The 11,147-nt window shown below is 70.7% G+C and carries 12 protein-coding genes; all 12 read right to left on the reverse strand.

Annotated elements, in window-relative coordinates:
• Position 1: 1 nt before the first annotated feature.
• The gene (locus ND747_RS22365; protein WP_251736090.1) at positions 2-589 is read right to left on the reverse strand and encodes a F0F1 ATP synthase subunit B; all 588 of its coding nucleotides are present in this window, start codon (positions 587-589) and stop codon (positions 2-4) included.
• 15 nt (positions 590-604) lie between these two features.
• A complete protein-coding gene (locus tag ND747_RS22370; RefSeq protein ID WP_163547724.1) occupies positions 605-850 on the reverse strand; it encodes a F0F1 ATP synthase subunit C in 246 nt (81 codons plus the stop codon).
• 67 nt (positions 851-917) lie between these two features.
• Positions 918-1,787: a F0F1 ATP synthase subunit A gene (atpB, locus tag ND747_RS22375; RefSeq protein WP_251736092.1), complete on the reverse strand. Its 870-nt coding sequence runs from the start codon at positions 1,785-1,787 to the stop codon at positions 918-920.
• Positions 1,788-2,643: 856 nt separating this feature from the next.
• Positions 2,644-2,904, reverse strand: coding sequence for a hypothetical protein (locus ND747_RS22380; RefSeq protein ID WP_251736094.1), 261 nt, complete (start codon positions 2,902-2,904; stop codon positions 2,644-2,646).
• Positions 2,905-3,098: 194 nt separating this feature from the next.
• Positions 3,099-3,536 (reverse strand): hypothetical protein, encoded by a 438-nt coding sequence (locus ND747_RS22385; protein WP_251736095.1) that lies wholly within the window; start codon positions 3,534-3,536, stop codon positions 3,099-3,101.
• A complete protein-coding gene (locus tag ND747_RS22390) occupies positions 3,533-4,639 on the reverse strand; it encodes an MraY family glycosyltransferase (RefSeq protein WP_251736097.1) in 1,107 nt (368 codons plus the stop codon). The genes ND747_RS22385 and ND747_RS22390 overlap by 4 nt, the downstream gene beginning before the upstream one ends.
• A gap of 84 nt (positions 4,640-4,723) precedes the next feature.
• A complete protein-coding gene (gene glyA, locus ND747_RS22395) occupies positions 4,724-5,983 on the reverse strand; it encodes a serine hydroxymethyltransferase (RefSeq protein ID WP_251736099.1) in 1,260 nt (419 codons plus the stop codon).
• A 73-nt stretch (positions 5,984-6,056) separates the two neighbouring features.
• Positions 6,057-6,707, reverse strand: a complete 651-nt coding sequence (locus tag ND747_RS22400) for an L-threonylcarbamoyladenylate synthase (protein WP_251736108.1) — start codon at positions 6,705-6,707, stop codon at positions 6,057-6,059.
• Entirely contained in the window at positions 6,707-7,630 is a 924-nt protein-coding gene (prmC, locus tag ND747_RS22405; protein ID WP_251736101.1) for a peptide chain release factor N(5)-glutamine methyltransferase, read from the reverse strand. Before prmC ends, ND747_RS22400 begins: the two co-directional genes overlap by 1 nt.
• On the reverse strand, positions 7,627-8,697 hold the full coding sequence (prfA, locus tag ND747_RS22410) for a peptide chain release factor 1 (RefSeq protein WP_251736103.1): 1,071 nt from the start codon (positions 8,695-8,697) through the stop codon (positions 7,627-7,629). The genes prmC and prfA overlap by 4 nt, the downstream gene beginning before the upstream one ends.
• A gap of 138 nt (positions 8,698-8,835) precedes the next feature.
• Positions 8,836-9,072 (reverse strand): 50S ribosomal protein L31, encoded by a 237-nt coding sequence (gene rpmE, locus ND747_RS22415; protein WP_251736104.1) that lies wholly within the window; start codon positions 9,070-9,072, stop codon positions 8,836-8,838.
• A gap of 194 nt (positions 9,073-9,266) precedes the next feature.
• The coding region (rho, locus tag ND747_RS22420; protein WP_374216298.1) for a transcription termination factor Rho at positions 9,267-11,147 on the reverse strand (1,881 nt) is incomplete at its 5' end.

Raw genomic sequence — 11,147 nt, forward strand, 5'->3', positions numbered from 1 at the left:
GTCAGCCCCCCGGCCCGACCGGCGCAGCGGCGCTGCCCGCGGCCGAGTTGTCCAGCGCGGCGATGAAGTCGTCGATCAGCCGGCTCTGGGTGGCGGTGCTCTCCACCTGGTAGCCCACGATCTTCGACGCGAGTTCCACGGCGAGGTCCCCGACCTCCCGGCGAACCTGCGCCACGATCTGCGCCCGGTCGGCCGTGAGCTGGGCGTCGGCGCGCGTGCGCAGCTCGGCGATCTCCCGCTGGGCCTCGTCCCGGAGTTCAGCGGTGATCTGCAGGCCTTCGCTGCGCGCCTCGTCCCGGATGCGCGCGGCTTCGGCCCTGGCCTCGGCAAGCTGGGCGCGGTACTCCTCCAGCAGCGCCTGCGCTTCGCGCTGCGCCGCCTCCGCGCGGGCCAGCCCGCCCTCGATGCGGTCGGTGCGTTCCTGGTAGACCTTCGAGACCTGCGGGCGGATCTTCCAGAAGAAGAAGGCCACCAGCAGCCCGAACGCCACCGTGCCGATGATCAGTTCGCTCAGCGGCGGAATCAGGACGTTCTCGTCATGGCCACCACTTTCGGTGGCGGCATACACAAGGGCAGCTGTCACACTCATGATCGCTCCCCCGGTTTACGGGAAGACGAAGGGAACGACGAAGCCGATGAGCGCGAGCGCCTCGGCGAGCGCGAATCCGATCAGCATGTACCGGAAGGCGACCTGCTCCGCCTCGGGCTGACGGGCGATCGCCTGGACGCCGAGACCGAAGATGAGGCCGATGCCGATACCCGGGCCGATGGCTGCCAGACCATAGGCCACTGCGCCGAGGCTGCCGGTGACGGCATCCTTCGAGGCCAGAACGTTGGTGACTTCGAGCACGGACACGGTGCATTCCTATTCAGTCAGGCACCGGTCACGCCGGTGCAGGTAGGAGGGAGGAGGGAAATCAGGCGTGTGCCGCCGCGGGCACGCCCACCGGGGCGTGCTCGGCGAGATCCTCGGACGGAGCGACCTCGTGCTCTCCGTGCGCCATCGCGCCACCGATGTAGGCGGCGGTGAGGATGGTGATGATGTAGGCCTGGAGAGCGTCGATGACAAGCTCGAACGCCGTAAGGATTATCGCCACGAGCAGCGACGCGACACCGAAGACGAAAGGAGGCTTGGGCAGCAGATAGTCCGCGCCCAGGGAGAAGACCAGCAACAGGAGGTGACCCGCGAACATGTTCGCGAACAATCGGATGGCCAGCGTGAACGGCCGCACGATCAGAGTCGACAGCACCTCGATCGGGGCCAGCAGCAGCCGGATCGCGAACGGCGCGGTCGGCGCCGGGTCGATCATCTCCTTGAAGTACGCACCCGCACCGTTGGCCTTGATGCCGGCGTAGTTGAACATCACGTAGGTGACGACCGCGAGGATCATCGGCACCGCCACCCGTGACGTTGCCGGGAACTGGGCCCCCGGGACCACCGCAAGCGAGTTCGCGACCAGGACGAAGCTGAACAGAACCAGCAGGTAGGGCGTGTACCGCGCGCCCTTCTCCCCGATGACGCCCCGGGCGATCTGGGTGTCGACGAAGTCGTAGGCGGACTCGCACAGGTTCTGGAGGCCGCGAGGTATGATCCTAGCTTGACGGAAACCCAACCAGAAGATCACGCCGACGAAGAGAGCGGCGAAGATCGTGAGCCCGGTGGCCTTGTTGAGGTACAGATGCGCGGAACCGACCTCGATGTCAAACCAGTGCGGGGTCTGAAAGACCTCCTTCGTGGGTCCTTCGAAGCCCTCATCAGCGAGGACCGGCACGACTGACACCTCCATGATCGATTAGGTAAGGCACCCACGGCTCAGCGAGCTTGCCGTGCCGGCGGCAGATTGCCCCCACCCTACCGGGTTCGCACGACACGCCCACACCGAAGAACGACTCGTAGTCAACCGGCGGTAGCGCATCGAAGGACGCCTCGGCGCACCCGAACCCTGACGGGTGTCGACCGCCCGACGTCCTGTTGACCGCGATACTATCCACACCCGCCCGCCGTAGGCACGAACTCGCTTCGAGGTTCATCCTGGCCCAGGCGCGCGTTGTCCGCGGGTTTCGCTCCGTTGATAACGATTCCACATTGCGTGACCACCTTATGACGTGGCGTTCGGGTGGTCGCCCGACCGCAGGTCGCTGCTCGTCCTGGTGGCGGGCCGGACGCACGGTGCTGCCATCTCACCCTCGCCCCACCTCCCACCTGGCGCTGCCGCCTGTCCCCACTCTCTCCGATCGTGCCCCCGCCGTCGATGACCCATGAGGTCATGACGAAGCGGACAGACCGGTTCGCGCAGGTCGTTCGCCGCGGCATTCCTGGTGGCCGGTGGGACCGCGGCGAATCGGACCGGCAGCACCCATCGAACAGCCGAGAATGCCCGGCAACCAGGTCCCTCGGGCAGGAACGGTCGGGTCCATTTGGAACACCGCCGACGGGACCATCGGAACGCCGTAACAGGCCACGCGACCAGCCAATGTCTCATCTATGAACAAAAGGTGCACGGCACCCCTTGACGCTCCGAGTTCCGCACTCCTGCTGTTCCGCACCGTCAGGTTCCGCACCGCCGCGGCCCCGCACCGCCCGCCGACGACCGGCAGGCGGGGACGCCGCCGCGGGTCGAGCGAGTCGCGGCGCGGCGACCGCTAACGTCTGGTCAGGCGGTAGATCACGAGATACATGGCCGCACCGATGCCGACCGCCAGCCCGATCGGCAGGAACAGGGCTCGGAACCCCAGCAGGCGATCGACGCCGAACCCGACCGCACCCCAGAACGCGAGGCCCGCGGCCAGCGTCCCGAAGATGTTCCAGGCCTCACTCGGATGCTGCGAACGCTGCGCCGGACCCGCCGCCCGCCCTGAGCCCGCCGGGCCTGCTGGCCGTCCTGGCCGTGCCGGCCGCCGCACCTGCCGGTCAGATCCGATCGAGCGGGAAGGCGTGCCGCCCTTTTCTGCGCCGGATTCGGAGCGTGGCTGGCCGGAGCTGGCACTTTCGGGCCGTTCACCAGCACCACCACCGGGTTTCCGACCGGCGCCGACCTCGCGGTCGGAGCCGGAACCGCCGGTGCCACCCGTACCGGGTCCGGGCGTGGAGCCGGGTGTCATCGGACGGGTGGGCGACGGCCGGCGTCCCAGGCACCGGGCCGCTGCGGGTCGTAGAACGGCACCCGGGTGTGGGTGGCGACCCACAGTTCGGCGCCCATCCAGACGAACACCCCGACGAAGATCGTCCAGGCGAAGGCCGGCAGGTCGAGCGTGTCGGTGTCCTGGATTCCGAGCAGCAGGGCCCCAAGCAGGCCGATTTTCAGCGCATAGGTGCCAAGTGCGGCGGCCAGCAGATGGTGCGGGGCGCGGCGGGCGACCGCACCGACAGCGAGTTTCGAGATGCTGAAGAACGCCACCACGATGGCCAGTCCCACCACGACACTCACCACTGCGGTGCCCCCGCGCAGCACGGCGGCCAGGGCGATGGCGGGCAGCGCGAGCGCGCCGGTGAGCAGCAGGCCCAGCCGAATCACCCGGGCGGCCGGCACAATCATGCCTTTGCCGATCTCTGCGTGCTGACCAGCAGGGCGAGCAGCGCCGCCAGCCCGACCCCGACGGTGGCGACGAGGATCGGCAGCGGGGACGCGGAGAACGACGCCGCGACTCCACCGAATCCGACCAGAGCCGCCCAGAAGTACATGAACAGAACCGCCCTCACATGCGAGTTACCGATTTCCAGCATTCGGTGGTGGAGGTGCATCTTGTCGGCCGCGAACGGCGACCGGCCCGCCCGCGTCCGACGGATCACCGCAAGCCCCAGGTCCAGAAACGGGACCGCCAGGACGGCCAGCGGGATCGCCAGCGGGATCAGGGACGGATACGACCGGGAGGGTCCAGCGTATCCCCCGTACGCCACCTGGCCGGTCACGGAGATCATCGATGCGGCCGAGAGCAGGCCGATGAGCATGGAGCCCGAATCGCCCATGAACAGCCGGGCGGGATTGAAGTTGTGCGGCAGGAAACCGATACATACTCCCGCGGTGACCGCGGCGAGCAGCGCCGCCGGAGACGCCCGGTAGAACCCGTCGATCACCGCGATCTCGTAGGCGAAGTAGAAGGTCGCCAGCGACGCGATCGCCGCGACCCCGGCGGCCAGTCCGTCCAGGCCGTCGATGAAGTTCATCGCGTTGATGAGCACCACCGTGGCCAGGATCGACAGCGGCACCGCCGTCTCCGGGCCCAGGCTGAGGGTGATCTCGCTGTCCCGGTTGATCGCGAACGACCACTGGACACCGAGCAGCACCATGATTCCCGCGGCGGTGAACTGACCGGCGAGTTTGGTCAGCGAGTCGAGCTCCCACCGGTCGTCGGCGACACCCAGCAGGCAGATCAGCGTCCCGGCGACGAGGACCGCCCGCGTCTCGGACCAGTCCTGCGAGACGACGGACAGAAACGGCAGCCGGTCCGCCACCTCCAGGCCCGCGTACAGTCCCGCGAGCATCGCGAGCCCGCCCAGGCGCGGGGTCGGGGTGGCGTGCACGTCCCGGGCGCGGACTCCGGCGACGGCGCCGATCCGCAGGGCGAACGCCCGGGCCAGCGGGGTGGCCAGGAAGGTCACCGCTGCCGAGACCACGAAGACGAGCAGGTACTCGCGCACCGTTCGGAATCTCCCACCACTGTTCGTGGACCTGTCGACTGTTCGCGGAGCTGTCGGCGACCGCCGCTGCCCGCCGCGGCCGGACTACGGTCGGGGGTAGACGGGATACCGGCTGACCAACGCGGACACCGCCGCCCGGACCTCCCCGGCGGCGCCCGGGTCACGGACCGCCCGGCCGATCAGCGTGGCGATGTCCTTCATCTCACCCTCGCCCATACCCTGGGTCGTCACCGCCGGAGTGCCGACCCGGATCCCCGAGGAGATCGCGGGTGGCTGCGGGTCGAACGGAATGGCGTTCTTGTTCAGCGTGATCCCCGCGGCGTCGCACCGGCTCTCCGCATCCCGCCCGCTGACCCCGAGTTCACGCAGGTCGAGCAGGGCGAGGTGGGTGTCGGTGCCGCCGCCGACCGGCCGGATGCCCTCGGCACGCAACGCCTCGGTCAACGTCTGCGCATTCGCGACGACCCCACGAGCGTACCGCCCGTATTCGGGCGTGGCGGCCTCGCGCAGAGCCACGGCCTTCGCCGCGACGGCGTGCATCAGCGGACCGCCCTGGCTGAACGGGAACACCGCCTTGTCGATCCGGCCGGCGAGCTCCGCACGGGCCAGGATCATGCCGCCCCGTGGGCCGCGCAGCACCTTGTGCGTGGTGAAGCTGACGACGTCCGCATACGGCACGGGGCTCGGGATCGCACCGCCGGCCACCAGGCCGATGAAGTGGGCCGCGTCGACCATCAGCCAGGCACCGATCTCGTCGGCGATGGAGCGGAACGCGGCAAAGTCGATCAGCCGCGGGTAGGCCGTCGCCCCACAGATGATCATCTTGGGTCGGTGCTGCCGGGCCAGGTCACGGACCTGGTCATAGTCGATGAGCTCGGTGTCCTCGCGCACGCCGTAGGCCACGACGTCGAACCACTTCCCCGAGAAGCTCACCTTGCTGCCATGGGTGAGGTGCCCCCCGTGCGGCAGCGACATGGCCAGCACCGTGTCCCCGGGGGTGAGCAGCGCCGCGTAGACCGCGAAGTTCGCCGACGCACCGGAGTGCGGTTGCAGGTTCGCGTGCTCCGCGCCGAACAGCGCCTTCGCCCGGGCGATCCCGATCTCCTCGGCCCGGTCCACCACCTGGCATCCGCCGTAGTAGCGCCGGCCGGGATAGCCCTCGGCGTACTTGTTCGACAGCGTCGAGCCCAACGCGGCAAGCACCGCGGGCGAGGTGAAGTTCTCACTGGCGATCAGCTGCAGTCCGCTGCGCTGGCGGGCCAGCTCGTCCAGCACCACCTCGGCGATCTCCGGATCGGTGCCGGCCAGCTCGTCGAAGTCGGGACCCCAGAACGACGTGCTCATGACGTGGCTACCTCCCTGTGCCCGGATGCTCGTGCCTGTCCTACCCCGTACCCGTCACCGCGTCGTACCCCCGTCAGGAGGTGGCTGGTTCCCGCACCAGCGGCAGGACCTCGCGCAGCGCGTCGAGGCTGATCGCGCCGGCACGCAGGACGACGGGGACCTCGCCGGTGCAGTCGACGATGGTGGACGGGGTGGCCGCGGCGCAGCGACCGCCGTCCAGGTAGACCTCGGCGGCCCCGCCGAGCTGGGCGACGGCGTTGTCAGCGGTGGCGGCGGGCGGCTGGCCGCTGATGTTCGCGCTGGACACGGCCATCGGGCCGGTGCGGCCCAGCAGCTCGATCGCCACGGGGTGCAGCGGCATCCGGATCGCAACGGTGCCGCGGGCGTCGCCGAGATCCCAGCGCAATGACGGGACGTGGCGGACGACCACGGTGAGCCCACCCGGCCAGAAGGCCTGGATCAGGTCCCGGACCTGCGGCGTCACCCGGTCGATGAGGCCGTCCAGGGTGCGCCAGGCGCCGATCAGGACGGGCACGGGCATGTCCCGGCCGCGACCCTTGGCGGCGAGCAGGGCGGCCACCGCCTCCGAGTCGAACGCGTCGGCGCCCAGTCCGTAGAGCGTGTCGGTGGGCAGCACGACCAGCTCACCCCGGCCGACGGCGGCGACGGCCGCGTCCAGGCCGGCGGCCCGCTCGGCCTCGTCGGAGCAGTCGAAACGCTGCATCACCCGTGCTCTCCCTCCCCCGGCCGGGCCATCCGGCCGGTGACGAACCGGTCCCGACCGCCCAGATCGGGGTGGTCGGCCACATCCTGCCAGCGCCCGTCGGCGCGCAGCAGCGCCGGTGCGCTTGCGCCGTGACCGTCGGCGTGTTCGACGACCAGCAGCCCACCGGGCCGCAGCAGCCGCGCCGCGAGCCGCACGACCGCCCGCACGATCTGCAGACCGTCAGGGCCGCCCCACAGCGCCGCCGCCGGATCGTGCACGCCGACCTCGGGCTCCACGGTCGCACGGTCCGCGTCGGGCAGGTACGGCGGGTTGCTCACCACCAGGTCGACCGCTCCCTCGAGCCGGGCCAGCGACGACGGCGGTGCGGCGGTGACGTCCGCGGCATGCACCTCGACGGGCAGCCCGGTGGACCTCACGTTCCGGCGCAGCCAGCCGAGCGCCGCCGGGTCACCTTCGACGGCATGCACCTGTGCCCCCGGGATCTCCCCGGCCAGAGACAACGCGATCGCCCCGCTGCCGGCGCACAGATCGACGCACACCGGCCCCGGCGCGGTGGTCGCGACGGTGGCGGCGCGCAGGGCGTCGATGGCCCAGCCGACCACGGATTCCGTCTCCGGACGGGGGACGAACACCCCGGGGCCGACGGCGAGGTCCAGGTAGCGGAACCCGGCGACACCGGTGAGGTGCTGCAGGGGCTCCCGGTCGGCCCGCCGGCGCACCAGCGTGTCGAACCGGACCGCCGCGGGCCCGGGCAGCTCGTCCACGAGCAGCAGCCGGGCCCGCCCGAGGCCGAGCACGAACGCCGCCAGCTGCTCGGCATCGGCCCGGGGGCTGGCGACCCCCGCCGCCGCAAGCTGCGCCGTGGCCGCCGCGATCCGCTCGGCGAGCGCCGTCCGGCTGCCTGCGACCGGGGGGTTCACGAGGCCTGGGCGGACAGCCGGGCGTCGAGGTCGGCGGCGGCGAGGGCGTCGAGCACCTCGTCGAGTTCGCCGTCGAGCACCTGGTCGAGGTTGTGGGCCTTGTAGCCGACCCGGTGGTCGCTGATCCGGTTCTCGGCGAAGTTGTAGGTCCGGATCCGTTCGGACCGGTCGACGGTGCGCACCTGGCTGGCCCGCGCCGCCGACGCCTCGGACTCGGCCTGCTCGCGGGCGGCGCTCAGCAGCCGGGCCCGCAGGATGCGCAGCGCCGACTCCTTGTTCTGCAGCTGGCTCTTCTCGTTCTGGCAGGACACCACGAGACCGGTGGGCAGATGGGTGATACGCACCGCCGAGTCGGTGGTGTTGACGCTCTGTCCACCCGGTCCGGACGAGCGGAACACGTCGATGCGCAGGTCGTTCTGGTCGATGTCGACGTCGACGTCCTCGGCTTCGGGCAGCACCAGCACCCCGGCCGCGGACGTGTGGATGCGGCCCGCCGACTCGGTCACCGGCACCCGCTGGACGCGGTGCACCCCGCCCTCGAACCGCAGCCGGCCGTACACGCCGGGGCCGGTGTCGCTGCCACGGGCCTTCACCGCGACGCTGACGTCGCGGTAGCCACCGAGATCGGAGGCGTTGGCGTCGAGAATCTCCGCCTTCCAGCCGCGCCGCTCGGCGTAGCGCAGGTACATCCGCAGCAGGTCGCCGGCGAACAGAGCCGACTCCTCTCCGCCGGCACCGGCCTTGACCTCGAGGATCGCGTCCCGGGCGTCGTCCGGGTCGACCGGGACGAGATAGGCCCGCACCCGGTCGTTCAGGCCGGCGAGTTCGGCGTCGAGTTCCACCACCTCGCCACGGAAGGACGCGTCCTGGGTGGCGAGCTCGCGGGCGGTCGCGAGGTCACCGGACACCCGCTCAAGCTCCCGGGCCAGGTCCACCACCGGAGCGAGCTGGGCGTAGCGACGGCTGAGGGCACGAGCCCGCGCGGGATCGTTGTGCACCGCCGGATCGGCGAGCTGCCCCTCGATCTCGGCGTGCTCCGCGACGAGGCCGTCGAGTGGGGACGTCATGCTTTGGTACCTCTTCGCACGTCACGGTCCCGACGCGCGGCATGGCGCCGGGGAACGGATGAGGCCGGGCTGGCACACCAACCCGACCGGGACGCAAACGGCGCCCGCCCGGGAGTCCGGACGGGCGCCGAGGCGTCACTACTTCGCGCCGCCGACCTTTTCGCCGGGGCGACGCCGGCCGAAGCGGCGCTCGAACTTCTCGACCCGGCCACCGACGTCGAGGATCTTCTGCTTGCCCGTGTAGAACGGGTGGCACTGCGAGCAGACCTCGGCGTTGACGACGCCGTTCTCCTTGGTGCTGCGGGTGGTGAAGACACTCCCACAGGTGCAGGTCACGGTCGTCTCGTGGTAGGTCGGGTGAATGTCAGGCCTCATGGTCCCTCATCTTCGAAAGGTGGCCGCCGGGTCGCCATCCTCGGTGTGGACGGCGTGAACCGGAGCCGGTCTGCTGCCAGTCTGCCAGAGCGGGGCGCCGGGGCCGTCACGACTCCGGCGCGTCCCACCGCTGGCAACGCTCGCTCTCCCCCGCCTGTTCCCCGCTGACCCGCCACCTGGGGAGGGATGTCGGATCAGTCCTGCGGCGGAGCGGTCTTGGCGATCTGCATCAGGAACTCGTAGTTCGTCCGGGTCTGCTTGAGCCGGTCGAGCAGGAGTTCCAGGGCCTGCTGGTTCTCCCGGGTGTGCAGGACCCGCCGCAACTTGTGCATGATCGCGAGCTCGTCGGGGGCAAGGAGGATGTCCTCCTTACGGGTGCTGGAGGCATCGACGTCGACCGCGGGGAAGATGCGCTTGTCGGCGATCTTGCGGTCGAGCTTGAGCTCGGCGTTACCGGTGCCCTTGAACTCCTCGAAGATGACCGTGTCCATCGTCGAGCCGGTCTCGACCAGAGCGGTCGCGATGATGGTCAGCGACCCGCCGTCCTCGATGTTGCGCGCCGCGCCGAGGAAACGCTTCGGCGGGTAGAGCGCGGTCGAGTCGACACCACCGGACAGGATACGACCGGACGCGGGCGCGGCCAGGTTGTAGGCCCGACCCAGCCGGGTGATGGAGTCGAGCAGCACGACCACGTCGTGGCCGAGTTCCACCAGGCGCTTGGCCCGTTCGATGGACAGCTCCGCGACGTTGGTGTGGTCGGCCGGCGGCCGGTCGAAGGTGGAGGCGATGACCTCACCCTTGACCGAGCGCTGCATGTCGGTGACCTCTTCCGGTCGCTCGTCGACGAGGACGACCATGAGGTGCACTTCCGGGTTGTTGGTCGCGATCGCGTTGGCGATCGACTGCAGCACCATCGTCTTGCCGGCCTTGGGCGGGCTGACGATGAGCGCGCGCTGCCCCTTGCCGATCGGCATGACCAGGTCGATGACCCGGGTGGTCAGCAGGTGCGGCTCGGTCTCCAGGCGCAGCCGGTCCTGCGGGTAGAGCGGGGTGAGTTTGGTGAACTCCGGCCGCCCGCGGGCCTCCTCCGGCTCCATCCCGTTGATCGTGTCGAGCCGGACGAGCGCGTTGTACTTGTCGCGGCGCTGCTCGCCTTCCTGCGGGGCGCGCACCACGCCGGTGATGGCATCGCCGCGGCGCAGCCCGTTGCGGCGGACCTGGGCGAGGCTGACGTAGACGTCGGTCGGCCCGGTCAGGTACCCGCTGGTCCGCACGAAGGCGTAGTTGTCCAGCACGTCGAGAATGCCGGCGACGGGGACGAGGACGTCGTCCTCGCGCACCACCGGCTCGTTCTCCGCCGGAGCCTGGCCGCCACGGCCGCGGTTACGGCCACGCTCGCGGAACCGACCCCGCCGGCTGCGGCCCAGATCGTCGTCGCTCTGCCCGCCCTGGCCCGAACGGTCGTTCTGGCCCGAACGGTCGTTCTGGCTTGCACGGTCGTTCTGGCTTGCACGGTCGTTCTGGCTTGCACGGTCGCCGCTCTGCGTGCGATCGGAGCGGCTTGCGCGCTCACCGGCCTGCCGGTCGGAGCGGTCTCCACGATCGGAGCGGTCTCCACGATCGGAGCGCTCACCACGATCGGAGCGCTCACCACGATCGGAGCGGTCGGCCCGGTCCCCGCCGGAGCGGCGATCGGTGACCTGCCGGTCGTTGCCCGTACGCTCGCCGGCGTCGCCCGAACGGCCCTCACCGGACCGGCCGTTGTCACCGGCGCGATCGCGGCGGTCCTCACGGGTACGCGGGCCGCCGTCGCTGTGGCGCCCGGCGGCGGGTGGGGTCTGGACCGGGGCGGTGACCGCGGCTGCGGCCGGCTGCGCCACGGCGCCCGCCCCGCTCGTCGCCGATCCGGTCGACTGCGCCGGGGTGGTCACGGCCGGGGTCGTGCGGGTCTCGACCGCCACGTCGCCGCCCGCGTCGGGCAGGGTCGGCTGCTCCGCGGCGGGGCTCGCCGCCGAGCGGGAGGCACCCCGACGGGTGCGGGTGCGGGTCGACGTGGCACCGGTGGCGGCCTCGCC

The organism is Frankia sp. R82 (assembly GCF_023716925.1).
Taxonomy (GTDB): domain Bacteria; phylum Actinomycetota; class Actinomycetes; order Frankiales; family Frankiaceae; genus Frankia.

Excerpts from the sequence above, each read along its gene's own strand:
- ND747_RS22365 (WP_251736090.1), bottom strand. The coding sequence starts at position 589 with ATGAGTGTGACAGCTGCCCTTGTGTATGCCGCCACCGAAAGTGGTGGC.
- atpB (WP_251736092.1), bottom strand. The coding sequence starts at position 1,787 with ATGGAGGTGTCAGTCGTGCCGGTCCTCGCTGATGAGGGCTTCGAAGGA.
- ND747_RS22385 (WP_251736095.1), bottom strand. The coding sequence starts at position 3,536 with ATGATTGTGCCGGCCGCCCGGGTGATTCGGCTGGGCCTGCTGCTCACC.
- glyA (WP_251736099.1), bottom strand. The coding sequence starts at position 5,983 with ATGAGCACGTCGTTCTGGGGTCCCGACTTCGACGAGCTGGCCGGCACC.
- ND747_RS22400 (WP_251736108.1), bottom strand. The coding sequence starts at position 6,707 with ATGCAGCGTTTCGACTGCTCCGACGAGGCCGAGCGGGCCGCCGGCCTG.
- prfA (WP_251736103.1), bottom strand. The coding sequence starts at position 8,697 with ATGACGTCCCCACTCGACGGCCTCGTCGCGGAGCACGCCGAGATCGAG.
- rpmE (WP_251736104.1), bottom strand. The coding sequence starts at position 9,072 with ATGAGGCCTGACATTCACCCGACCTACCACGAGACGACCGTGACCTGC.